Below are 22,645 nucleotides of genomic sequence, written 5' to 3'. Positions count from 1 at the left end.
CTGCGTTGCGCAATGAAGTGCTGACGTCCTACACACCTCGGCGATTTATCGGAAACTTCCCACTAGTCAATAGGAAGCAGGCGATAGAACCCTCCATGTCATAAGTTTAGGCTCCTCAAAAAAAGGAGCGTTTATGAAAATGCTAATTGCAATAGGCGTGTTGGTTTCAATTTATGGATGTGTGTATGGTGGGTGTCGCGACCCTATGGAAATCCCAATGATTCCAAAAAGAGATCCTCAATTGGCATATAAGTGCACGATGGATCCATATAAACCCGAGTGCTCGGTGAATTAGTAACTCAAACCGTCATGGCTCCTTAATTTAAGAAATGAAGTCAGAGGGGGCCTAATGAAAAATGGTACGTGTATATCGGTACCTCCTCAAACAGGATCTTGACCCGCTTTGGCTTTGAAAAGCGTCCTGGAGCGAATCCAAAGCGGGCCCAGCATAGATTTCCTGTCCGTCTGTCGTAGATCACCAGGTTGCCATCGTCTTGGATCGCCAGGCAGGCGTTGTACCAAAGTGATTTATCTCTACTATGAGTGCTTTCAGCGATCCATACACGTCTTCTGGACGGGTCATAAAGAAAACCACTGTTGGCAATTACAAACTGCAGAGGTTCCCGCATTCTTTTTGGATGCAAGGTCGCACTATAACGTTGTTTGCTATCTGCAATCCAGATGACAGCCTCACCATCCTTGATGATCAAATTCCCATCAGCCTGCAATATCAATCGAAATCGCCCGTTTGGAGACTGAAGGTACTGCCCTGGCGACATTGTTTGATTGGGTGGCAGCAACGGCGAGCCACTGGTTCGAAATGGAGTGTAAGGAACAGCCATGTTTTTACCTTGTTCAATGAGTTGTTGAGCGCTCATTTGATCAAGAGGGGAGACAGAAATGGCGATACATATATATTGCATGGCAAAAATAGTTGGGCGGCGGTGACAGCCCCTGCGCGGTCTCCTGTGGGAGCGAGCCTGCTCGCGATGAGGTCCATGCAGGCCCTTAAAGGCTGCCTGCCCCCCTCGCCATCACCCATCTTTTCCCCTTTAATCTTTCCTTAACCCACCCCCTCCAGACTGATGATCGTATTTCTCGATATTTCAAAGCGAAATTTTCCGCTTTAAATCGATAGATAACTCGCTAGTCTTGATCGCAGTTTTTACAGGAAATGAGCAATGCAGCTACGCAACTCTTCTTCTCGCTATGGCTGGGTCAGTATCGCTGTGCACTGGGGCGTTGCGCTGGCGGTCTACGGGCTGTTTGCCCTGGGCCTGTGGATGGTTGGCCTGGATTACTACAGCACCTGGCGAAAAGACGCACCGGACCTGCACAAGAGCATTGGCCTGGTGCTGCTGGCGGTCATGTTGCTACGGGTGATCTGGCGCGTTGTCAGCCCGCCGCCACCGACCCTGCAAACCTATGGTCGCCTGACCCGCGTCGGCGCCAAGCTCGGCCATAGCGCACTGTATCTCGGGTTGTTCGCCGTGATGATTGCCGGTTACCTGATTTCCACCGCAGACGGTGTCGGGATCCCGGTGTTTGGCCTGTTTGAAGTACCCGCGCTGGTGTCCGGACTGCCCGATCAGGCAGACGTCGCTGGCCAGATTCACCTCTACCTGGCGTGGGCGTTGGTAATTTTCTCCGGCCTTCATGCGTTGGCAGCATTGAAACACCACTTTATCGACCGTGACGCGACCCTCAAGCGAATGCTGGGGCGCCAAGCCTGATGTTCAACCTCGACTCCAAAGGAATAGAAAGCATGTTGAAAAAGACGCTCGCCGCCCTGGCAATCGGTTCTGCCCTGCTGTCCGCTGGCCAGGCCATGGCCGCCGACTACGTGGTCGACAAGGAAGGCCAGCACGCCTTCGTCGACTTCAAGATCAGTCACCTGGGCTATAGCTACATCACCGGTACCTTCAAGGACATCGACGGCAAGTTCAGCTTCGACGCCGCCAAGCCTGAAGCCAGCAAGATCGAGTTCAACGTCAACACCGCCAGCGTGTTCACCAACCACGCCGAGCGCGACAAGCACATCGCCAGCGCTGATTTCCTGAACGTGGGCAAATTCGGCAAGGCCACCTTCGTTTCCACCAGCGTCAAATCCACCGGCAAAAATGCCGATGGCAAGGAAACCGCCGATGTGGCCGGTGACCTGACCCTGCTGGGCGTGACCAAGCCGGTGGTGGTCAAGGCCACCTTCCTGGGTGAAGGCAAGGATCCATGGGGCGGCTACCGTGCTGGTTTCGAAGGCACCACCAGCATCAAGCGTTCGGACTTCGGCAAGCAGAAAGACCTGGGCCCAACCTCCGACGCGGTCGAACTGTATGTCTCGTTTGAAGGTGTCAAAGCGAAGTAACTTTCGCGCCTGACAAAAAAAACGCCCCTGGTCTTGCGATCAGGGGCGTTTTTTATTGCGCGGATTCCGGCGATACAAAAAACTGTGGGTGCGGGCAGCCCCTAAATCTGATACCTCGGTGCGTCAAGATGGATGGAGTCGTTGCTGTTGGGGCCGCTTCGCGCCCCAGCGGGAGCAAGCTCCCTCGCCACGAATTTGTGGTCGGCCAGCAATTTGAAGTTGGCCCTCAGGCCGCCATCGCGAGCAGGCTCGCTCCCACAGGGGGGGCTAGGTGCACATGGATTTTGTGGCTGCTGAAGATCCAATGTGGGAGCGAGCCTGCTCGCGATGGCGTCATACCAGCCGACTTCAATGTTGACTGATACACCGCTATCGCGAGCAAGCTCGCTCCCACCTTTGGAATTGTGTTGGGCCAAAAAAATGCCCCGGGTCGCGAGACCCGGGGCATTTTTTACAGCTTGGAAAAACTCAGCGATTGCGCGTCAGCAATGCCGGTTTTTCGCCCCGTGGACGGCTTGGCAGTTGATCCAGTTGCTCAGGCGTCGGGAAGCGATCGGCTTTCGACTCCTTGTGCATGATCTTCGGCTGGCTGCCGCGCGGGTTCTGCACGGCGGGTTCCTGGCGAGGCTGGTCGTCATGGGCCGGGCGGCGCGGGCGGGTGTCATCGCGACGAGCCTGGCCGTCACGCGGGGCACCGTTGCGTGGGCCGCTGCGCTTGGCCGGTGGCGTACCGGTGGACGAGCCGTTGCTGTTGCGCGGGCCGTTCTGGCGGCCTTGTGGCTGGCCACTGCGCGGCGCGCCTGCAGCTGCACCCTGTGCGGGGGCACCCGGGCGACGACCACGACCCTGGGCCGGTTTCTGCTGCGGCACGTAGTCGACGCGGTTACCGAAGTTGTCGACGTCGTCGTCCAGGAACTCATCCGGGGCACGATCGGCTGCGGCGCGTGGGGCTGGACGCTGCTGTTCACGAGCGGGTGTGCCTTCGCGAGGCTTCTGCTCGCGGGCAGGGCGTTCGCCGCGGCCATTGCTGTTGCTGGCCGTTTTTTCCTTGCCCTTGTCCTTGCCTTTGTCTTTGCGGCCGCCGCCACCACCACCGCCGCCATTCGGACCGTCGCCGCGTGGGCCGCGGGCATTGCGCGGATTGCGCACGTCCGGACGTTCGCGTACTTCAGGCTTCTCGGCCTCGATGGTGCTGGCATCGAAGCCCATCAGGTCGCCGTCGGCAATTTTCTGCTTGGTCATGCGCTCGATGCTTTTGAGCAGCTTTTCTTCGTCCGGCGCGACCAGCGAGATCGCTTCGCCCGAACGACCGGCCCGGCCAGTACGGCCGATACGGTGCACGTAGTCTTCATCGACGTTTGGCAGCTCGAAGTTGACCACGTGAGGCAACTGGTCGATGTCCAGGCCACGGGCGGCGATATCAGTGGCCACCAGGATGCGTACTTCGCCGGCCTTGAAGTCGGCGAGGGCCTTGGTGCGGGCGTTCTGGCTCTTGTTGCCGTGGATCGCCACAGCCGGCAGGCCGTGCTTGTCCAGGTACTCGGCCAGGCGGTTGGCGCCGTGCTTGGTGCGGGTGAACACCAGGACCTGTTCCCAGGCACCGGCGGTAATCAGGTGAGCGAGCAGGGCACGCTTGTGGCTAGCCGCCAGGCGGAACACGCGTTGCTCGATGCGCTCGACCGTGGTGTTCGGTGGCGTGACTTCGATGCGCTCCGGGTTGTGCAGCAGCTTGCCGGCCAGGTCGGTGATGTCCTTGGAGAACGTCGCCGAAAACAGCAGGTTCTGACGCTTGGCGGGCAGACGGGCGAGGACTTTCTTCACGTCATGGACAAAGCCCATGTCGAGCATGCGGTCGGCTTCGTCCAGCACGAGGATTTCAACGTGGGACAAGTCGACGCTGCCCTGGCCGGCCAGGTCCAGCAGGCGACCGGGGCAGGCGACCAGTACATCGACGCCACGGGACATGGCCTGGACTTGGGGGTTCATGCCCACGCCGCCAAAAATGCAGGCGCTGACGAACTTCAGGTCGCGAGCGTAGACCTTGAAGCTCTCGTGAACCTGGGCCGCCAGTTCGCGGGTAGGGGTCAAGACCAGTACGCGCGGTTGGCGCGGGCCATGACGCTGGGATTTGTCTGGGTGACCGTTGGGAAACAACCGCTCCAGGATCGGAAGGGCGAAACCGCCGGTTTTACCAGTACCTGTCTGCGCCGCGACCATCAGGTCGCGACCTTGCAACACGGCGGGAATGGCCCGCTGTTGCACCGGGGTAGGCTGGGTATAGCCGGCGGCTTCGATGGCGCCGACTAAAGCCTCGGAGAGACCGAGGGAAGCAAAGGACATGAGTAATCCTGTTTTAGTGAGGGCCTGGCCCAATGGGATAGTCTTGCCGGGCGCGAATGACGTTCAACCAAAAGACGTCATCCCGTCCGGTCCTGCCGGGCCTCGAAGGCGGGTCCGGACAAGGCTCGCGCGGGCTGTAGGCGGCGCTGTAGCGGTGTCGGGATGCCTTTTGCAAGACCGGGCGTCCGGGCGTGAGCCTGGCGGGAAGGCCGGAGTATAACAGAGCAAACGCCGCGCGCCGCTTTCCTGCTGCTCAACGGTTTATTTCAACGTTGATCTGGCCGGGCGAGGTGACCTTGGCCGTCGGGCCGGCGCCGTAGCGAGCGCTCAGTTCGGCATAGGCCGGTTCGCGCTTGAAGCGCTTGAGTTCGGCGCTGAAGCGTTGCACCAGCAAATCCATCCCGGCACTGCGCCGAACCGCCAGATATTGGCTTTGACGACTCACGACCATCGGGTTTTCGGTGATCTGGTCGCCCAACTGCATTTGTTCGAGCACATGTCGGCCGACCCTGCGGTCGGTGATAAGCAGGTCGATCCGACCCAGTTGCAGCTTGCCGAAATTGGCTTCGTGGGTGGGCGCGGTTTCACGGGCGAACAGCGTCGACTCACTGAAGGCCTGGCTGTACAGATAGCCGGGCGAGGTGCCGACGGTCAGGCCGTCCAGGTCATCGAGCGTGCGGAACGGGTGGGGTCGGGCATTGGCGTAGAACATCACGAACTCCACGTCCGACAGCGGTTCGCTGGGGTAAAGCAGCGTGGAATCGCGTTCATTGCTGTGGAAAATGTCCAGCGCACCGTCCGCCAACCCTTGCTCCAGCATCGCCAGGCAGCGCTTCCACGGCAGGAACTGCCATTCCACATCGATACCCAGGCGCTTGAACACAATGGCCGTGGTTTCGTAGTCCAGGCCGAGCATCTTGCCGTTCTCTTCGTAGACGTACGGGGCCCAGGGTTCGGTGACAATGCGCAACTTTTCGGCCCGGGCAGTCATGCTCAGGCACAGGAAAAGAAGGGCGGTCAGCAGTTGGACAATGACGGGCATGGCCTGAGGTTACGACGAGAGCTCATCAAATAGCTAGAGGGCTCTGGCCTGCGCCTCAGTCGCCCTTTGCCTGCCTGCGGTGTTCATGGATGGCTCGGCGGCAATCACCGATGCAAGCGCATTGCAGGGTAAGGCTCGATCACTGAATGAAAAAGGCCTTGGTGTTCGCCAAGGCCTCTTTGTACCACCGCATTAAGTCATTCAGCGCGGCAGCTTGAGGTTGTTCCATACCGCAAGGCTGGGTTCGGCCTGGTTTAGGGTATAGAAATGCAGCCCCGGTGCACCGCCTTGCAGCAGACGCTCACACATTTGCGTGATGACTTCCTCGCCGAAGCTTTGGATGCTGGAGGAGTCGTCGCCGTAGGCTTCCAGTTGCTTGCGGATCCAGCGTGGGATTTCTGCACCGCACGCGTCGGAGAAGCGCGCCAGCTTGCTGTAGTTGGTGATCGGCATGATTCCCGGTACGACAGGAATGTCGACGCCCAACTGGCGTATGCGCTCGACGAAGTAGAAGTAACTGTCGGCGTTGAAGAAGTACTGGGTGATCGCGCTGCTGGCGCCAGCGTTGGCCTTGCGCACGAAGTTGCGCAGATCGTCTTCGAAATTGCGCGCCTGGGGGTGCATTTCCGGATACGCAGCCACTTCGATGTGGAAGTGATCGCCGGTTTCTTCACGAATGAATTCAACCAGTTCGTTGGCGTGGCGCAGCTCGCCGCTGGCCATGCCCATGCCTGACGGCAGGTCGCCGCGCAGGGCAACGATGCGCTTGATGCCGGCGGCCTTGTACTGGGTCAGCAGGCTTCGCAGGTCGTCCTTGCTATCACCCACGCAGGACAGGTGAGGGGCGGCCGGGACTTTGACTTCGCTTTCGAGCTGCAACACGGTGTTCAGGGTGCGGTCACGGGTCGAACCGCCAGCGCCATAGGTGCAGGAGAAGAAGTCGGGGTTGTAGCTGGCCAGCTGACGGGCAGTGGCGATCAGTTTTTCATGCCCAGCATCGGTCTTCGTCGGGAAGAACTCGAAGCTGTAGCGACGGTCTTGGGACATGGTCATATCCTTGGAAACTCGTAAGCCTGGACGCCTTGCGCATCACAATGTGGGAGTGGGCTGTGTGGGAGCAAAGCTTGCTCGCGATCCAGGCGCTGCGGTCCTCGAGAGACCGCGGCGTTTTCATCGCGGGCAAGCCTTGCTCCCACACAGCCCGCTCCCACAGGGAGAGCAGGCAATAGCGCCGATCAGTAGCGGTAAGCGTGCGGCTTGAACGGGCCTTCGACGGTGACGCCGATGTAGTCAGCCTGTTGCTTGGTCAGTTGGGTGACCACGCCGCCGAAGCCGCGGACCATTTCCAGGGCCACTTCTTCGTCGAGTTTCTTGGGCAGTACTTCCACGGTCAGGCGCTCGGCTTTCTGGGCTGGCGACAGGTCGGCGTATTTCTGGCCGAACAGGAAGATCTGGGCCAGGACCTGGTTGGCGAACGAACCGTCCATGATGCGGCTTGGGTGGCCAGTGGCGTTACCCAGGTTAACCAGGCGGCCTTCGGCCAGCAGGATCAGGTAGTCGTCGTTCTGTGGGTCGAAGCTGCCAGTGCCGGTGCGGTGCACCTTGTGGACCTGCGGCTTCACTTCTTCCCATGCCCAGTTCTTGCGCATGAAGGCGGTGTCGATTTCATTGTCGAAGTGACCGATGTTGCAGACCACGGCGCGCTTCTTCAGGGCCTTGAGCATGTTGGCATCGCAGACATTGACGTTGCCGGTGGTGGTCACGATCAGGTCGATCTTGCCCAGCAGGGCCTTGTCGATGCTGGCTTCGGAGCCGTCGTTGATCCCGTCGATGAACGGCGAAACCAGCTCGAAACCGTCCATGCAGGCCTGCATGGCACAGATCGGATCGACTTCGGAGACCTTGACGATCATGCCTTCCTGACGCAGGGACTGGGCCGAACCCTTGCCCACGTCACCGTAGCCGATCACCAGCGCCTGCTTGCCCGACAACAGGTGGTCGGTGCCGCGCTTGATGGCGTCGTTGAGGCTGTGACGGCAGCCGTACTTGTTGTCGTTCTTGCTCTTGGTCACCGAGTCGTTGACGTTGATGGCCGGGATTTTCAGTTCACCCTTGGCCAGCATGTCCAGCAGGCGGTGCACGCCAGTGGTGGTCTCTTCGGTCACGCCGTGGACGTTTTCCAGCACGGCTGCGTACTTCTTGTGCAGCAGCTCGGTCAGGTCGCCGCCGTCGTCGAGGATCATGTTGGTGTCCCACGGCTGGCCATCCTTGAGGATGGTCTGCTCCAGGCACCACTCGTACTCTTGCTCGGTCTCGCCTTTCCAGGCGAATACCGGGATGCCAGCGGCAGCGATGGCGGCAGCGGCCTGGTCCTGGGTCGAGAAGATGTTGCAGGACGACCAACGCACTTCGGCACCCAGGGCAACCAGGGTTTCGATCAGCACGGCGGTCTGGATGGTCATGTGGATGCAGCCGAGGATTTTTGCGCCCTTCAATGGCTGTTCGCCAGAGTACTTGCGGCGCAGGCCCATCAGGGCTGGCATTTCGGATTCGGCGATGATGATTTCGCGACGGCCCCAGGCAGCCAGGGACATGTCGGCGACTTTGTAGTCGGTAAAATCGGCAGGCGTGATAACAGCGCTCATGAAGAGTCTCCATTCGTAATGTATGCGAATGGGCGCCGTTGTGCGTTTAGTGTCCGTGCGGGGAGCCCCCGTACAAACAACGCCCCATCCGAGCCTGACAGGTCGAGCCTGCTGCAGCGCCCCTCGGACAGGTGGCGGGAACGGTCCAAAGCGTGGACCGAGGTAAAACGGTGGCGATTATAACGGGCTAATCGGATCTTCCAAAAGGGTTTCTGTCGGCAAATCGAAATTGCCGATGACCGTCATAGGGCCCACGACGTAGAGCCTGGCCGTGCGGTCTGCCATGATGCAGCAATCCAACGGCCAGACACTCAGGAGTGATCATGAATTTCCACACCCGCAAATGGGTCAAGCCCGAAGACCTCAACCCCAACGGCACGCTGTTCGGCGGCAGCCTGTTGCGCTGGATCGACGAGGAGGCGGCGATCTATGCCATCGTCCAGCTCGGCAACCAGCGCGTGGTCACCAAATACATCTCGGAAATCAATTTCGTCAGCGCTTCGCGCCAGGGTGACATCATCGAGCTGGGCATCACCGCCATCGAGTTTGGTCGTACTTCCATCACGCTGACCTGCGAGGTGCGCAACAAAATCACCCGCAAGAGCATCCTGACTGTGGAGAAGATGGTCTTCGTCAACCTCGGCGAAGATGGCTTGCCCGCGCCTCATGGGCGGACCGAGATCACATACGTCAAGGATCAGTTCAAGGACGATGTGGTCGAGTGAGATCGGCGGTGCCCCTATCGCGAGCAGGCTCGCTCCCACACTGGTTTCTGTTGAGCGCAAAATGTGCGTTTGCTGAAGATCAACTGTGGGAGCGAGCCTGCTCGCGATGGCGGTTTAAGACCGCACTGAACAGCGCTGATCGCCGCGTGTCGTAGGTACATCACGCCACCGGTTCAGGAGCTGTATGGACACTCATGAAGAAGGCAAGACCCCTGACCTTTCGGCTCAGGAACAGCACGAAGTCGACCGCAACCAGCCACCGCGGGCTGCGGTGCTGCACGAAATCATCCGCACCCAGGGCAATCAGGAGCTGGAGCGCAGTATCGCCGCGCTCTGGTGGTCGGCCCTGGCGGCGGGGTTGACCATGGGCCTGTCGCTGATGGCGATGGGCTTGCTCAACTCCCGGCTGCCGGACCACGAAGGCTTCAAGGTGATCGCCAGTTTCGGTTACTGCGCCGGCTTTCTCGCGGTGATCCTGGCCCGCCAGCAACTGTTCACCGAAAACACCCTGACCGCCGTGCTGCCGATCATGAGCAAACCCACGCTGGGCAACTTCGGCCGGCTGTTGCGGCTCTGGGGCGTGGTGCTGGTGGGCAACCTGTGCGGCACCTTGCTGGTGGCCTACGTGATGTTGCACTTGCCGATCTTCGATCAGCGCACCGACCAGGCTTTCCTGGAAATCGGCCGCAAGGTCATGGAGAACGACACCGGCCAGATGTTCGCCAAGGGCATCATTTCCGGCTGGATGATCGCCACCATGGTCTGGATGATCCCGTCCATGGAAAGCGCCAAGATGTGGATCATCATTCTGATCACCTACCTCATGGCGCTCGGGGATTTCACCCACATCGTCGTCGGCTCGGCCGAAGTGTCCTACCTGGTGTTTGCCGGCCAGTTGTCCTGGGAGGATTTCTGGATGGTGTTTGCCGGGCCGACGTTGTCGGGCAATATCGTTGGCGGGAGCTTTATCTTCGCGTTGATCAGCCATGCGCAGATCCGCAGTGAAGTGGGCCTGCCCAAAGATAAGCGCCCAGATAAGCCTGCGCAGCGCATTGACTCGGAGTAGGCGGTTATTTGAATAGCATGTTACGCAAGATCTTGAGGGTTGTTGACTTTGGATCAAGCATCCCGGTGTAGCGCGACCTGTAATTCGCGATAACCCGTTCAAGTGAATTGCTGAATGTGATCTTCTGCTCCAGCGAATTTTTGGATGCTTTTGGATCTTGCAGTTCCAGCAGGTCCCGGATGACTCCTTTTATCAACTTGATGTTCGCGTCGGGTTGGCCGCCGAGAAAGCATGCGGGATTCAGCACATGTTGCACGACGTTAGATATACGGGTGGCAATGTCCTGCAGGTGCATTTTCTCGACGGCGTGGCCGGTCACCTCGGAAGTTGCATTCGGCGCGCCTCTGTCCCACTCGGCGGCGGCCTGGAGGAACTGCATGAAGTCCGGGTCATTGCCGTGATTGAGGCGTTTTGCCAGCCATTCCAGCCTGCCGGGCTGGTCCGCAAGCTGATCGAGGGTCCAGATGGCCATGTGCATCGGTGGGGTGGGTTCAAGTTTGGTGGATGCCTTGTCGGCCTCTTGGATCGCTTCCTTCAATTGCGTCAACGCCCGTTGTGCGTGGTGCCTGAAGGTGATCGCCTCGGCGCAGGTTTCGTCGTCTTCCAGTTCTATGCTCAGTTGCTCGAATGCCTTGTCACCCAACGCCAACAGCGCATCCTCGATTGAGTCAAACCAAAAGGTTTGTCGAGTGGCGTTGTGCTCGTCCAGATGGGTTTGGACTTTCTTGCGCAGTTCTTCCTGGAGATGATCCTTGATCTCCTTGGACATGCTGAAGTTGACTGTCCCGCTCAACAGGCCGCGGTAATCACCTTTATTGGATTTCAGCGGCACCACGACGGTCTGGTCAGCAAAGCGCTTCAGTTGTTCGGCATTCCATACAGAGCTGGCCGTATGGGGTGCATTGAGAAATTTGTCGATCAGGGCCGTGATGCCCGTGCCTCGCTGGTTTTCCTGGTTCGATTCTTCCGCCTCGAATATCAGGATCAAAGACTCTCTGTCCGGGATCGGGCTCATGGAGGTCGCCGGATTATAGATGTCAGGTACCGGTGTGTTGTTCAGGATGCCGCCATCGGCAAACGCCGTGGTTTCAGTGCGTTTCTCATCATTCTGTTGGAAGGGTAGTCCTTGCTGGGTCAGCTTGCTGAACACCACCGGCAGCGACGCGGAGATAAGCGCTGCCACGGCAATGTCCATGTCAGGCGTGGTCTTCTCGCTGAACACCAGCAATTGCGTGTCTTCCTCGAACATGGCGGTGCCGGTGATTTCCACGGTCTTGATCGGTGGGATTTCTTTGCTCAGGACGGCCAGGTCGGCGAAGGTGACGTATTCGTTCCGTCTCACATTGGCAACGGCTTGTTGCGCTTTTTCGGAAAGAGGTTCCGGGTGATCTTTGCAGCGTTGTAGAAGCGCCTTGCAGGATTCCTCCCGGATCAAGTTCTCCAGCGGCATCCCCTTGGAACCCAGGCGTGGCAACAGATCACACAGCAATTGCGCCAGCGGAAGGTTTTTCAGTTTTTCGCCCAGCTTCGACGAGACATTCTGGAGTGCTTTAACGATAACGTTGGTGCTGTCGAGCAACGACGTGAGGGGAATATCGTCAAGAATCTGGTCGAAACGCGCGTGACTCATGCCGCTTGCGAGTACGGCGGCCGATATGGCCCCTGCAGAAGAGCCTGAAATCGTTCTGATATTGTCCATGAGGCCGTTGGCTTCGAGGGTTTTGAGGAGTCCGGAATAGGCCGCTCCCTTGGCGCCACCACCACTGAGGATCAGGTCGCTAATGGTGGGGCGATCCATAGTGACTTCGACGCTACCGTCGCCATATCGAATGATGGATATAGACCGGTCTGTAGCGCGGTCTACCAGTAGGCAGGCATTTCCGGGATTCGCCTGTTTTACGGTCTGGTCGCTGTTCTTGAGAGAGCTAGGGGGGAGGGATTGTTGCGAGATTGGGCCTGGCATTCTGGTTCGTCCTTGTACCGAGTGTGGGGGCCGAACTCTAAGCAAAATCTGCAGGCTGATTGCGTTGCGACTTAATTGGACAAACATCCGCCGGCTGCGAACAGCCCTCGGCGGATTTTAATGGCAGGCGCTCTGGAACAAGGCTTCTGGACGACAGGTAAAAACAGCCCGCACGAATGGGGAAACATTCTTACTGAAAGCGTCGCCCATTCGCTCAGGAGCAGGGCCGATTTCCCAGGCACTCAAACAACGACGGCCGCCAAGCGTCGCTGTCGTTGGATAAAGAACAAGGCGGTCAATACCGTGAGGCCGCTGACGAATGCCCCGGTCCACGGCAAATCCGCCAGGTCGGCACCACTGGCGACGACCAACCCACCCATCCACGCCCCGGCTGCGTTGCCGAGGTTGAAGGCACTCTGGTTCAGGGTCGAGCCGAGGTTCGGTGCTTCGTGGGCTTGGTCGATGATCAGCAATTGCAGGATCGGGCACAGGGCGAAGGCGAAGACGCCCCACAGCACCAGGGTAATTGCCGCCGGGATCACCGACCGGCTGGTCTGGCTGAACGCGGCCAGCACCAGCACCACGGCCAGGGCCATGCCCACCAGCGCAGGCAGCAGGCGCCGGTCCGCCAGGCGTCCGCCAAGGAAGCTGCCCGCCGTCAGGCCGACACCGAACAACAGCAGCATGACGGTGATGCCGTGGGGGCTGACCCCGGTGATGTCCTGCAGGATCGGCGCGATGTAGGTGAACACGCTGAACAAACTGGTGGAGGCCAGTACGCTCATGCCCAGAGCCAGCAACACGTTGACCTTGCCCAGCACCTTGAACTCGCTGGCCAGGTTGGCTTTGTCCATGGGGATTTCCTTGGGTAGCCAGACCCATTGGGCGATGGCGGCGATCACGCCGATCACCGATACCGCCCAGAACGTCGAACGCCAGCCGGCGTATTGCCCCAGGGCCGTGCCCAACGGTACGCCCAGCACGTTGGCCAGGGTCAGGCCGGTGAACATCATGGCAATCGCCTGGGCCCGTTTGTTCGGCGCCACCAACCCGGCCGCCACCACCGAACCGATGCCAAAGAACGCTCCGTGGCACAGCGCAGTAATGACCCGGGCGGCCATCAGCGTGGCGTAGTTCGGCGCCAGGGCGCAGAGCACGTTGCCGAGGATGAACATCAGGGTCATGCCCAGCAGCGTGGCCTTGCGCGGCATGTTGGCGGTGCCAATCGCCAGGATCGGTGCGCCAAAGACCACACCCAGGGCGTAGCCAGTGATCAGCAGGCCGGCCTGGGGGATGCTTACGGCCAGGTCCCGGGCGACATCGGGCAACAGGCCCATGATGACGAATTCAGTCGTGCCGATGCCGAAAGCGGCAACGGCCAAAGCAAGCAAGGCGAGTGGCATGCGCAAGGTCTCTGTCTGTAGTCTTGACGCTCTGATCAGGCATACGCATGCCGGCGCCCCCCTTCGAATGAGCGGGGCAACAGCGAGATTATTGGAATAGGTGTATGCGCAACTGAGTGCGGCGTGGTCGGTTTGCAGTATAAACGATAGCGAATCAATTCATGAGCCCGATGATCGTAGGATCGGGGACAAGGAGCGTGCCGTGCTTGCGACGGCCTTGGTGTTGGTAGCAGCGCTGTTGCATGCGGCGTGGAATACGCTGATCAAGTTCAGTGGCGAGCGTTTGCTGGTGGTGGCGTGCATGGACAGCGTCGCCTTGCTGTTCGTCGCGCTGGCACTGGGTTTCGTGGCCTTGCCGCCGTTGGAGATCTGGCCGTGGATCCTGGCGTCGGCGGCGTTCGAGCTGCTCTATCGCTATTTGCTGATCCAGGCGTATCGGGTCGGTGACCTGGGGCTGGTCTATCCGCTGATGCGCGGCCTGTCGCCGCTGGTGGTGCTGGCGCTGACATTTATGTTCGCCGGTGAAGCGCTGACGACCCAGCAGGTCATCGGCATTTTGCTGATCCCGTTCGGCATGCTTTGCCTGTTGTGGCAGGGCGGCGGTGGCGAGCGGCTGCCCTGGTCGATGCTGCCGGTGGTGGCGCTGATTGGCCTGTGCATCGGTTGCTACACCTATATCGACGGTCACGCTCTGCGGCGCTGGTCCCATCCGCTGGATTACCTGGTCTGGGTCACGCTGCTCAGTGCCTGGCCGTTCCCGTTGCTGGCGCTGGTGAGCAAGCGGCCGGCCTTCATGCGGTTCTGGCGTGAGCAGTGGCGGTTGGGGTTGGCGGTCGGATTCTGCGTATTGTTCAGCTACGCTCTGGTGCTGTGGGCCATGCAACTGGGCTCGATCGCCGAAGCGGCGGCGCTGCGGGAGATCAGCGTGATCCTGGTGGTGCTGTTCGGCATGCGTTACCTGAAAGAACCTTTTGGCTTGCCGCGGCTCTTAGCCTGCGGGCTGGTGTTGGTTGGCATGCTGGTGATGAAGTTCTGACCAGTGTCCGGACTCGCGATTTTCTATAAAACTCAAAGAAGGAACTGCGTCAATGACGGTTGCCCTGTGGTGTATTTTGATTGCCTTTCTCCTGCCTTACCTGTGTGTCGGGATCGCCAAGGCCGGTGGCAGATACCGGTTACGGGATAACCACGACCCTCGGGATTTTCTCGACTCACTCGAAGGTGCTCCCCGGCGCGCTTTCGCTGCGCAACTGAACAGCTTTGAAATCAGCCCGTTTTTCGCCGCCGCCGTGATCGTCGCGCACCTGGCCGGCAATGCCGAGCTGGTGACCATCAATGTGCTGGCGGTGCTGTTCATCACCAGTCGCCTGCTCTACATCATTTGCTATCTGGCGGACTGGGCGATCCTGCGTTCGCTGGTGTGGTTCGTGGGGGTGGGGTTGGTCTTGAGTTTCTTCTTTGTTTCGGTCTGAGCCTGGTTTTTGATTTTCGGTGTCTGTGCTGGCCCCATCGCGAGCAGGCTCGCTCCCACAATGGATCTGGTGTGTACACAAAATATGTATTCACTGATATCAACTGTGGGAGCGGGCTTGCTCGCGATGGGGCCGGGACAATCAACGCATCTCTTTAGGGGTTGGCGGTCACCGCATTTGCCACCTGCGGTACTTGCGGCAACGCCATGCCCTTGGGCCAGAGCATCCAGATCTGGCCCTGTTGCTTCATGTCCCCGGCCAGTTGCCCGGCCGCCTCGCCCGTGCCCCAGAACAGGTCCGCCCGCACTTCACCGGCAATTGCACCACCAGTGTCCTGGGCGGCGACGGGCCGGTTCAAGGTGCTGCCGTCAGGGCGCGTGGTGGATAGCCACAGCAGGCTGCCCAGCGGAATCACCTTGCGGTCCACCGCCACGCTGTAGCCGGCTGTCAGCGGTACATTCAGCGAGCCTCGCGGGCCTTCGTTGCTGTCGGGGTTACGGTTGAAGAACACGTAGCTGGGGTTGCTGCCCAGCAATTCGGGAATACGGTTCGGGTTGGCCTTGGCCCAGGCACTGATGGTGCCCATGGTCACGTCTTCTTTCTTCAGCTCGCCCTGTTCAACCAGCCAGCGCCCGATGGGGCGGTAAGGGTGGCCGTTCTGGTCGGCATAACCGATGCGCAGTTGGCGGCCATCGGCGAGTCGAATACGTCCCGAACCCTGGATTTGCAGGAATTGCAGGTTCATGGGGTCGGTCAGCCAGGCGATGACCGGCGCCTTCACCCCGTTGGTTTCGATGGTGGCCGCGTCGTCGTATGGCTTGAGCACCCGGCCTTCGAGGCGGCCACGCAGGCGTTTGCCCTTGAGCTCAGGGTAAATGCTGTCCAGCGACACAACGATCATGTCCTCCGGCACACCGTAGACCGGGATATTCGCCGTGGCGGTCTGGGTGAGACTGCCGGGGTAGACCGGCTCGTAATAGCCGGTAATCAGGCCGTTGGGGCTGTTGTCCCCTGAGCGCAGGCCATAGACGTCCAGGTTTTGTTTCAGGAAATTGCGTACATCCTGTGGGGTTTGCGGCACATTGGCCGCTGCCGCGCAGGTCGGGCCCCAGGTCGCATCGGCCTTGAGCCGGGTGCAGGCACTGCGCCAGGAGCCGAAACCGGCCAGCAGGTCTGCATCGGACACCGACGGCAGTGCCTCCCACGGTGCGCTGACATAGGTGGCGAGGGCGTGGGTCTGAGGTGCTTCGACCTTTTCTCCGCGATTACAACCGGCCAACAGTGCGATCAGCGGTAGGGTCAATGCCAGGCCTTTGTGCCAGGTCTTGATGCGGCTGTTCATGAAGATTTCCTTTGCAGTCATCCGGGCGCTGTCAGGTGCTCGAACAACCCGTATTGTTGATAGGGGCATTGGTCTTTACCGATGACCCGAGGATACTAACTGCCGTTTCCTGTCCCGAGGCCAAGATGTTTGTAAAACGATTTTCCATGGCCGTGCTGGCCTGCCTGATGTTGTCCGCCTGTGGCGGCGTCGATCCCAATTCTCCCCTTGGCCAGCGCAAGGCGATCTTCAAGCAGATGCTCAAGACCAACGAAGAGTTGGGCGGCATGTTGCGCGGTCGAGTCCCGTTCGATGGCGCACGATTCGCCGAGGGAGCGACGCAACTGGATCAACTCTCCCATGAACCGTGGAAACACTTCCCGCAGGTGCGCGAACAAGACCACACCAGCGCCCTGGATGATGTCTGGCAAAAGCAGGCGCGTTTCCAGGCGCTGGCCCGCAACCTTGAAGCCGCTACCGGTGAGTTGGTGATTGCCAGCAACGTCCAACCCTACAAGGCCAGTTACTTGGGGCCGGCGGTGCAAAAGGTCGAGGATGCGTGCAGTGCCTGTCACAAGGAGTTTCGGGATCATTGACATGTCTTGAAAGATCGCAGGCTTCGCCAGCTCCAATTACAGGGGGGCGCATTCAACCTGTAGGAGCCCGCGATCTTTTCAATGTTCACTTATCCAACTCATCCACCGCTTCCTGCAGTTCCTTGCGGGAGGCCGCCAGCTTGTCCTTGCGTTTGTTGATCCGCTCGGCGTCGCCTTTCTTCATGGCCTTTTCCAGGTCGGCCTGACGCCGGCTGACCTCGTGCTTGGCATCAAGCACCTTGTTTTCACGCTCCTTGCGCAGGGATGCATCGGTGCAATGGCTGGTGACTTCACTCAACGCGGTTTCCAGGCCTGCCTGCTGGTCCTGGTTGCCACGGGACTTGGCCAGTTCGATCTGGTTGATGATGCCCTGGCGCTTGGCCGCGCAGCCGGTGAGCTCCGGGGTTTGCTCGTCCGCCATCAAAGGGGCGGCCATGGCACTGCATAAAACCAGCAGGGCAACGGGGGACAGGAAATTCATAGCAACTCCGTAAAAAATCGCGAGCGGTCGGTACAGATGCGCTGTTGGAACGCATGCTTGCCCCTTGGGTTCAACCACACAGGGCCCGGATTAAAAACCGTCGACCCCGGCGGAGCGTAGTTCGTCACTCAAGGCCAGCACCTGCGGGTCGCGAAAAAATGCGCTCAGTTGCGCGGCGCGTTCCGGTCCGATGCCGGCCTCGGCTTGCCATTGTTCGGTAGTGCGTTCGGCCAGCACCCGCCACGGTCCCTCCAGCCGGGCCTCACCCGCGGGCGGCAGGCCCAGGGCCTTGAGCCATTGCTCGAAAGGGCGTTGCCGGGCGCTGTCCAGGCTGGCGAGCAGGCGGGCGCTACTGTGTTCGCCGAAGCCGGCAATGTTAGCAAGCTCGGCGGCATCGAGGGTCATCCAATCCAGCAATCCGTCGACTCGTCCGGCGGCCAGCAGCTTTTCCCAGGTGCCCGGGCCGACGTGGGGCAGGGCAAGCCCGTGTTTGCCGCTCAGCCAGCCCAGTCGTGCGAGGAATTGGCTTTCACAGCCGGTTGTCGGTTGCCAGCAACTCAAGAAGTGATAATCGGCTGCCGCAGGGGCGTTGAGGTCCTGCCGCTCGACGCTGCGCAGCACGACGCTGTCGAGCCGTGGGATGGTCAGCCCGGCCAAGCTGATGGCGACCCGGTCGCCGGGACGAATGTCCATCTCCTCCCAACGCTTGAGGGAGCTGACACTTACCCGGCGAATCCACCGGTCGTCGAGCCGGATGCGTTCAAGCTCCAGTACGGGCGTGATGCGCCCGGTACGCCCGACCTTGAAGTGCACCTTGCGCACTTCGGCCAGCGCCTGGGCATACGGGTATTTCCAGGCGACGCTCCAGAATGGCGCCCTGGCTTGCCAGCGGTCGGCGGGTGGGCGGCGGCTCTGGTGCAGGACGATCCCGTCGCTGGCGAATGGCAGCGGTGTGCGGTACCAGTGATCGCGCCACTGCTCGGCATCGACCAATGTCCGCACAGGTTGGTTGTAGTCGAGGGTGTCAGCGAAGCCCAACGCGTTCAGCGCGGCCATTCGCTCGGGCAGGGTCTCCGGCCCTTCCGGCCAGTCCCAGACAAACAGGCCGATAGATACCCCATCGTGTACCGTCAAATTGCTGCGTGCCATCAAGCCTGCCATGGTCCCGCGGGCGTTCACGCTGCCGCTGCTGGCTTGGACATGAGCCTCCAGGTGCCAGTACAGCTCGCCCTGGACGACCAGGTCTACGGGCTGGCGCAGTTGTTGCGGGATGGCGCCGATCTTGCGCGCATTGGTGGTCCAGTCATGTCCGAGGACGCCATCGCCACGGCTGATTGCCTGATGCAGGCGACCCTTGCGATAGACCAGGGTTACCGCCACGCCGTCGACTTTCGGTTGGGCCCAGACGTCCTCTCGACCGTGCAGCCAGGCCCCCACGGCGTCGGCATCCTTCAGTTTTTCCAGGCCCGTATGGATAACGGGGTGCGGCACCTTTGCGCCCACTGAACGCAGCGGATCTTCGGGGGCTGCGAGGTTGAAGCAGCGGCGCCACTGGCCCAACTGTGTGCGGGATTGATCATACAATTCGTCGGCCACCAGGGATTGGCCGAGGCGGTGATAACTGTCGTCCCAGGTGTCGATTTGCTGTTGCAGCGCGGCGATCTCGGCCCGGGCGCGTTCAGTGGGCCAATCGGGACAGGGCGCGGCAATCGCAGGAATGGCAATGAATACAAGACAGGCGAGTGCATACAAAAACGGTGGCATCGAAGCATCCTTGCTTGGTTGAGTACTGAAGGCTAGCCACTGTCGTGGAAGTTGCGAGGCCTGGAGCGTTACCGGATTTTGCGGGGCCTGGTGGCGAAGTCGCGGCGGTACAGTGCGAGGTGATTTAGCCGCGCAACTGTGCCTTGCCCTCGTCAGCGGCCGGCGCAGAATGGGCTTTCGATTCGCCGCTGCCTGGAATGCTCCCGATGGAACTGTCGACGCTCGCTGTTTTCATCCCGGCCTGCTTTGCGCTGAACATGGCGCCGGGGCCGAACAACCTGCTGTCCATCAGTAATGCCTCGCGTTATGGCTTCGTCCGGGCGTGCAGCGGCGGCATCGGTCGGTTGCTGGCGTTTGCAATCATGATCGCCCTGGCGGCGGTAGGGCTCACTGCGGTGCTGCACACCTCGGAGTTGCTGTTCCTGGGGATCAAGCTCGTCGGTGCCGGTTACCTGTTCTATTTGGCGGTGCAATTGTGGCGGGCCCAGCCCGAGGCCGGCAGCGAAGCCGCGGTCGCGTCGATGAGCCGGGCCGGCCTGGCGCGCCAGGAGTTCCTGGTGGCGATCGGCAATCCGAAGGCGATTCTGTTGTTTACCGCGTTCCTGCCACAATTCGTCGACCGTACAGGCACCGTCACCCAACAATTCGCCGTGCTGGGTGGTTTGTTCCTGGCGCTGGAGTGCATCGCCATCGGCTTGTATTGCTACATGGGTATTTACGCGCGGCGTTTGTTTTCCCGGCCCAGTGGCAAGCGCCTGTTCAATCGGATGTGTGCTGGGCTGCTGGCCAGTGCGGCTTCGTTTTTGCTGGTGGCACGACGGGCTTGAGCGGCATGGCGAGGGAGTTTTGTGGGAGCAAGGCTTGCCCGCGATGCAGGCGCCTCGTTACCGCAAGGACCGCGTTGTCCTCATCGCGGGCAAGCCTTGCTCCCACAGATAAATTCTCTCGCCTCAAGAGCCAGGCATGAAAAAGCCCCTGACGACACAGTCGCCAGGGGCTTTTCTTTACACGCCGGTGTTACAGGCCGGCAGCGGCGCGCAGGGCGTCGGCGCGGTCGGTTTTTTCCCAGGTGAAGGTGGTGAAGGTATCGTCACCCACGGTTTTGATCTGCGGCGTACGACCGAAGTGGCCATAGGCTGCAGTGTCCTGGTACATCGGGTGCAGCAGGTCGAGCATGGTGGTGATGGCGTATGGACGCAGGTCGAACACTTCACGGACCAGGTTGATGATCTTGTCATCGCCGATCTTGCCGGTGCCGAAGGTATTCAGCGAGATCGACGTAGGCTGGGCCACGCCAATGGCGTAGGACACCTGGATCTCGCAGCGCTCGGCCAGGCCGGCGGCGACGATGTTCTTGGCGACATAACGGCCGGCGTAGGCCGCCGAACGGTCAACCTTCGAAGGGTCCTTGCCGGAGAACGCGCCGCCGCCGTGACGGGCCATGCCGCCGTAGCTGTCGACGATGATCTTGCGACCGGTCAGGCCGCAGTCGCCCACCGGGCCGCCGATGATGAACTGGCCGGTCGGGTTGATGTGGAACTGGGTGTCCTTGGACAGCAACTCGGCAGGCAGCACGTGCTTGACGATCAGTTCCATCACGCCTTCGCGCAGGTCTTTGTAGGACACATCGGGGTTGTGCTGGGTCGACAGGACGACGGCATCGATACCGACCACCTTGCCGCCTTCGTAACGGCAGGTCACCTGGGACTTGGCGTCCGGGCGCAGCCAAGGTAGCAGCCCGGATTTACGGGCCTCGGCCTGGCGTTGAACCAACTGGTGCGAGAAGGTGATCGGGGCCGGCATCAGCACGTCGGTCTCGTTGCTGGCGTAGCCGAACATCAGGCCCTGGTCGCCGGCACCCTGGTCTTCCGGCTTGGCCCGGTCAACGCCTTGGTTGATGTCGGGGGACTGCTTGCCAATGATGTTCATTACGCCGCAGGTCGCGCCGTCGAAGCCGACGTCGGAGCTGTTGTAGCCAATGCCCAGGATCACGTCGCGGACGATCTGTTCCAGGTCGACCCAGGCCGAAGTAGTGACTTCGCCGGCGATGATCGCCACGCCCGTTTTCACCAGAGTCTCGCACGCCACGCGGGCGAACTTGTCTTCAGCAATGATGGCGTCCAGCACCGCATCAGAAATCTGGTCGGCGATTTTGTCCGGATGCCCTTCAGACACGGACTCGGAGGTGAAAAGGGAGTATTCGCTCATCTCGATGTTTTCCTACAAGTTACCGTTGGTGAGTGTCGCCAGTCGGCCGCTGAAAGTGGCGGACCTGGATCTGGAAACCATTACGTAAGCCTACATAAAGGCTTTCCCCGGGCACGAGGCCCGCAGCGGTGGCCCAGCGGGCCAGGTCGTCCTGTTCGAAGCCGAGCCAGAGATCGCCACAGGCCTCCCTGGCCCAGCTCTGGTTGTGACTGCATAACTCCGTCACCAGCAGGCTGCCGCCCGGTTGCAGCAGGGCGGCCATGTGCCTGAGTGCATCGGCCGGCGCGGCGAAATGATGAAGCACCATGTTCAATACTACGCAGTCGGCCTGCAGGCTCATGCCATCCAGGGCGTCGGCCAGTTGCAGGCTGACGTTAGCCAGGGCCTCGCGTTCACACACCTGGCGCGCCAATTCGAGCATGGCCGGGCTGTTGTCCAGCGCCGTCACCTGGCTGAAGCGTCGCGCCAGCTCCGGCAGAAAGGCGCCATCGCCGGGGCCGACTTCGATCGCCGTGGCCGTGGCTTGGAAGCTTAGTTTGTCGAGCAGCGCCACGACGCTTTCGCGGTATTGCGGCAAGCCGGCGATCAGGTCTTGCTGGGCGCGAAATTTCTCGGCGACCCGGGCGAAGAAGTCCTGGCTGGCGGCGGCCCGTTGCCCGTGTACCTGGGCGATGCGAGCCTGCACGTCGATTGGCAGGTTCAGCGCGTCCACTTCGTCCAGCAGCGCCGCGTGCAGCTTGCCGCCCAGCAGCTCGGTGTGGGGCAGGGCGCGGCGATAGAAAATGGCGTTGCCTTCCCGGCGGGTCGCCACCAGGTCCGCCTGGGCCAGGACCTTGAGGTGGTGGCTCATCCCGGACTGACCGATGCCGAATATCTGCGCCAGCTCCAGCACGCCGAACGAGTCATTGGCCAGGGCGCGCAATACATTGAGCCGCAACGGATCGCCGCCGGCCTTGCAAAGGGCCGCCAGCTCATCGCAGTCGTCATGGCGAATGGAAGGTGCAGGTAAGTTCATGTGCGGCAGTCTAGTGAGGGGATTGGAACCCTGCAAGTTCAATATCAAAAAGTTTTGATATTGGTGGATAAATGGCACTTCCCGACGTGTGCTTGACTCTACAAACCATCAGCGGAAAGGTTTCACCTGGTGAATGCGGCTTTATCCACCGGAAAAACGCCCAAGGATGACTATCTGTCATTGCCCCGGGGTGGGTGGGTGAGGGAAAATGCTCGCCTTTTTTCAGTTCCATTTTATTCATT

Annotated in this window: 20 protein-coding genes, 1 pseudogene and 1 riboswitch; of the genes and pseudogenes, 8 read left to right on the top strand and 13 right to left on the bottom strand. The window is 60.4% G+C overall.

Annotation, left to right across the window (positions count from 1 at the left end):
- Positions 1–335: 335 nt before the first annotated feature.
- Positions 336–923 (bottom strand): hypothetical protein, encoded by a 588-nt coding sequence (locus B0E42_RS26630; RefSeq protein WP_256578361.1) that lies wholly within the window; start codon positions 921–923, stop codon positions 336–338.
- Positions 924–1,181: 258 nt separating this feature from the next.
- Between B0E42_RS26630 and B0E42_RS26625 the strand changes: the two genes are divergently transcribed.
- Both B0E42_RS26625 and B0E42_RS26620 read left to right on the top strand, forming a co-directional pair.
- Positions 1,182–1,733, top strand: a complete 552-nt coding sequence (locus tag B0E42_RS26625) for a cytochrome b (RefSeq protein WP_018609573.1) — start codon at positions 1,182–1,184, stop codon at positions 1,731–1,733.
- Positions 1,734–1,765: 32 nt separating this feature from the next.
- A complete protein-coding gene (locus tag B0E42_RS26620) occupies positions 1,766–2,362 on the top strand; it encodes a YceI family protein (RefSeq protein ID WP_077508424.1) in 597 nt (198 codons plus the stop codon).
- Positions 2,363–2,830: 468 nt separating this feature from the next.
- Here the strand turns inward: B0E42_RS26620 and B0E42_RS26615 are convergent, their stop codons facing one another.
- The 4 genes and pseudogenes from B0E42_RS26615 to ahcY all read right to left on the bottom strand — a co-directional run bounded on the left by B0E42_RS26615 (position 2,831) and on the right by ahcY (position 8,389).
- Entirely contained in the window at positions 2,831–4,702 is a 1,872-nt protein-coding gene (locus B0E42_RS26615; RefSeq protein WP_053190008.1) for a DEAD/DEAH box helicase, read from the bottom strand.
- Between the two features lie 231 nt (positions 4,703–4,933).
- Positions 4,934–5,744: pseudogene (locus B0E42_RS26610) on the bottom strand (substrate-binding periplasmic protein); the annotation flags it as partial.
- 201 nt (positions 5,745–5,945) lie between these two features.
- Entirely contained in the window at positions 5,946–6,791 is an 846-nt protein-coding gene (gene metF / locus B0E42_RS26605) for a methylenetetrahydrofolate reductase [NAD(P)H] (protein WP_018605035.1), read from the bottom strand.
- 188 nt (positions 6,792–6,979) lie between these two features.
- A complete protein-coding gene (gene ahcY / locus B0E42_RS26600; RefSeq protein ID WP_053182694.1) occupies positions 6,980–8,389 on the bottom strand; it encodes an adenosylhomocysteinase in 1,410 nt (469 codons plus the stop codon).
- 23 nt (positions 8,390–8,412) lie between these two features.
- A riboswitch (S-adenosyl-L-homocysteine riboswitch) is annotated at positions 8,413–8,520 on the bottom strand.
- Positions 8,521–8,712: 192 nt separating this feature from the next.
- Between ahcY and B0E42_RS26595 the strand changes: the two genes are divergently transcribed.
- Both B0E42_RS26595 and B0E42_RS26590 read left to right on the top strand, forming a co-directional pair.
- Positions 8,713–9,114 carry an acyl-CoA thioesterase gene (locus B0E42_RS26595; RefSeq protein ID WP_053190006.1) on the top strand — a complete coding sequence of 134 codons (402 nt, stop codon included), beginning with the start codon at positions 8,713–8,715 and terminating at the stop codon, positions 9,112–9,114.
- Between the two features lie 184 nt (positions 9,115–9,298).
- Entirely contained in the window at positions 9,299–10,180 is an 882-nt protein-coding gene (locus tag B0E42_RS26590) for a formate/nitrite transporter family protein (protein ID WP_077508422.1), read from the top strand.
- Positions 10,181–10,184: 4 nt separating this feature from the next.
- On the opposite strand, the gene B0E42_RS26585 is transcribed toward B0E42_RS26590, so the two are convergent.
- Both B0E42_RS26585 and B0E42_RS26580 read right to left on the bottom strand, forming a co-directional pair.
- A complete protein-coding gene (locus tag B0E42_RS26585; protein ID WP_077508420.1) occupies positions 10,185–11,978 on the bottom strand; it encodes a patatin-like phospholipase family protein in 1,794 nt (597 codons plus the stop codon).
- Between the two features lie 407 nt (positions 11,979–12,385).
- Complete coding sequence (locus B0E42_RS26580; RefSeq protein WP_053182689.1) at positions 12,386–13,546, bottom strand: MFS transporter; 1,161 nt, start codon at positions 13,544–13,546, stop codon at positions 12,386–12,388.
- A 202-nt stretch (positions 13,547–13,748) separates the two neighbouring features.
- On the opposite strand from B0E42_RS26580, the gene B0E42_RS26575 reads away from it, so the two are divergent.
- The gene (locus B0E42_RS26575; protein WP_018605042.1) at positions 13,749–14,582 is read left to right on the top strand and encodes an EamA family transporter; all 834 of its coding nucleotides are present in this window, start codon (positions 13,749–13,751) and stop codon (positions 14,580–14,582) included.
- Positions 14,583–14,634: 52 nt separating this feature from the next.
- Positions 14,635–15,018 carry an MAPEG family protein gene (locus B0E42_RS26570; protein ID WP_018605043.1) on the top strand — a complete coding sequence of 128 codons (384 nt, stop codon included), beginning with the start codon at positions 14,635–14,637 and terminating at the stop codon, positions 15,016–15,018.
- A 154-nt stretch (positions 15,019–15,172) separates the two neighbouring features.
- Here the strand turns inward: B0E42_RS26570 and B0E42_RS26565 are convergent, their stop codons facing one another.
- Positions 15,173–16,360 (bottom strand): murein transglycosylase A, encoded by a 1,188-nt coding sequence (locus B0E42_RS26565; RefSeq protein WP_018605044.1) that lies wholly within the window; start codon positions 16,358–16,360, stop codon positions 15,173–15,175.
- A gap of 125 nt (positions 16,361–16,485) precedes the next feature.
- Between B0E42_RS26565 and B0E42_RS26560 the strand changes: the two genes are divergently transcribed.
- The gene (locus tag B0E42_RS26560) at positions 16,486–16,935 is read left to right on the top strand and encodes a cytochrome c (RefSeq protein ID WP_077508418.1); all 450 of its coding nucleotides are present in this window, start codon (positions 16,486–16,488) and stop codon (positions 16,933–16,935) included.
- An 85-nt stretch (positions 16,936–17,020) separates the two neighbouring features.
- On the opposite strand, the gene B0E42_RS26555 is transcribed toward B0E42_RS26560, so the two are convergent.
- Together B0E42_RS26555 and ligB are read right to left on the bottom strand one after the other, a co-directional pair.
- Positions 17,021–17,416: a DUF1090 domain-containing protein gene (locus B0E42_RS26555; protein ID WP_014340631.1), complete on the bottom strand. Its 396-nt coding sequence runs from the start codon at positions 17,414–17,416 to the stop codon at positions 17,021–17,023.
- A 90-nt stretch (positions 17,417–17,506) separates the two neighbouring features.
- Positions 17,507–19,180 carry an NAD-dependent DNA ligase LigB gene (ligB, locus tag B0E42_RS26550; protein ID WP_077508416.1) on the bottom strand — a complete coding sequence of 558 codons (1,674 nt, stop codon included), beginning with the start codon at positions 19,178–19,180 and terminating at the stop codon, positions 17,507–17,509.
- A gap of 206 nt (positions 19,181–19,386) precedes the next feature.
- Here ligB and B0E42_RS26545 point away from each other — a divergent pair, with 206 nt between their 5' ends.
- Positions 19,387–20,007 (top strand): LysE family translocator, encoded by a 621-nt coding sequence (locus B0E42_RS26545; protein WP_053182677.1) that lies wholly within the window; start codon positions 19,387–19,389, stop codon positions 20,005–20,007.
- Between the two features lie 190 nt (positions 20,008–20,197).
- Here the strand turns inward: B0E42_RS26545 and metK are convergent, their stop codons facing one another.
- The 3 genes from metK to B0E42_RS31345 form a co-directional block, all read right to left on the bottom strand.
- Complete coding sequence (metK, locus tag B0E42_RS26540; RefSeq protein WP_014340628.1) at positions 20,198–21,388, bottom strand: methionine adenosyltransferase; 1,191 nt, start codon at positions 21,386–21,388, stop codon at positions 20,198–20,200.
- 19 nt (positions 21,389–21,407) lie between these two features.
- Positions 21,408–22,403: a metalloregulator ArsR/SmtB family transcription factor gene (locus B0E42_RS26535; protein WP_077508414.1), complete on the bottom strand. Its 996-nt coding sequence runs from the start codon at positions 22,401–22,403 to the stop codon at positions 21,408–21,410.
- A 10-nt stretch (positions 22,404–22,413) separates the two neighbouring features.
- Positions 22,414–22,645 (bottom strand): hypothetical protein (locus B0E42_RS31345; RefSeq protein ID WP_139213039.1); only part of this gene is annotated, 232 nt, incomplete at its 5' end.

Source organism: Pseudomonas sp. A25(2017) (assembly GCF_002001065.1).
GTDB classification, from domain to species: Bacteria; Pseudomonadota; Gammaproteobacteria; order Pseudomonadales; family Pseudomonadaceae; genus Aquipseudomonas; species Aquipseudomonas kilonensis.
This window is presented reverse-complemented; position numbering and strand designations above follow the sequence as displayed.

Excerpts from the sequence above, each read along its gene's own strand:
- B0E42_RS26630 (WP_256578361.1), bottom strand. The coding sequence starts at position 923 with ATGCAATATATATGTATCGCCATTTCTGTCTCCCCTCTTGATCAAATG.
- B0E42_RS26625 (WP_018609573.1), top strand. The coding sequence starts at position 1,182 with ATGCAGCTACGCAACTCTTCTTCTCGCTATGGCTGGGTCAGTATCGCT.
- B0E42_RS26620 (WP_077508424.1), top strand. The coding sequence starts at position 1,766 with ATGTTGAAAAAGACGCTCGCCGCCCTGGCAATCGGTTCTGCCCTGCTG.
- B0E42_RS26615 (WP_053190008.1), bottom strand. The coding sequence starts at position 4,702 with ATGTCCTTTGCTTCCCTCGGTCTCTCCGAGGCTTTAGTCGGCGCCATC.
- metF (WP_018605035.1), bottom strand. The coding sequence starts at position 6,791 with ATGTCCCAAGACCGTCGCTACAGCTTCGAGTTCTTCCCGACGAAGACC.
- ahcY (WP_053182694.1), bottom strand. The coding sequence starts at position 8,389 with ATGAGCGCTGTTATCACGCCTGCCGATTTTACCGACTACAAAGTCGCC.
- B0E42_RS26595 (WP_053190006.1), top strand. The coding sequence starts at position 8,713 with ATGAATTTCCACACCCGCAAATGGGTCAAGCCCGAAGACCTCAACCCC.
- B0E42_RS26590 (WP_077508422.1), top strand. The coding sequence starts at position 9,299 with ATGGACACTCATGAAGAAGGCAAGACCCCTGACCTTTCGGCTCAGGAA.
- B0E42_RS26585 (WP_077508420.1), bottom strand. The coding sequence starts at position 11,978 with ATGGATCGCCCCACCATTAGCGACCTGATCCTCAGTGGTGGTGGCGCC.
- B0E42_RS26580 (WP_053182689.1), bottom strand. The coding sequence starts at position 13,546 with ATGCCACTCGCCTTGCTTGCTTTGGCCGTTGCCGCTTTCGGCATCGGC.
- B0E42_RS26570 (WP_018605043.1), top strand. The coding sequence starts at position 14,635 with ATGACGGTTGCCCTGTGGTGTATTTTGATTGCCTTTCTCCTGCCTTAC.
- B0E42_RS26565 (WP_018605044.1), bottom strand. The coding sequence starts at position 16,360 with ATGAACAGCCGCATCAAGACCTGGCACAAAGGCCTGGCATTGACCCTA.
- B0E42_RS26560 (WP_077508418.1), top strand. The coding sequence starts at position 16,486 with ATGTTTGTAAAACGATTTTCCATGGCCGTGCTGGCCTGCCTGATGTTG.
- B0E42_RS26555 (WP_014340631.1), bottom strand. The coding sequence starts at position 17,416 with ATGAATTTCCTGTCCCCCGTTGCCCTGCTGGTTTTATGCAGTGCCATG.
- ligB (WP_077508416.1), bottom strand. The coding sequence starts at position 19,180 with ATGCCACCGTTTTTGTATGCACTCGCCTGTCTTGTATTCATTGCCATT.
- B0E42_RS26545 (WP_053182677.1), top strand. The coding sequence starts at position 19,387 with ATGGAACTGTCGACGCTCGCTGTTTTCATCCCGGCCTGCTTTGCGCTG.
- metK (WP_014340628.1), bottom strand. The coding sequence starts at position 21,388 with ATGAGCGAATACTCCCTTTTCACCTCCGAGTCCGTGTCTGAAGGGCAT.
- B0E42_RS26535 (WP_077508414.1), bottom strand. The coding sequence starts at position 22,403 with ATGAACTTACCTGCACCTTCCATTCGCCATGACGACTGCGATGAGCTG.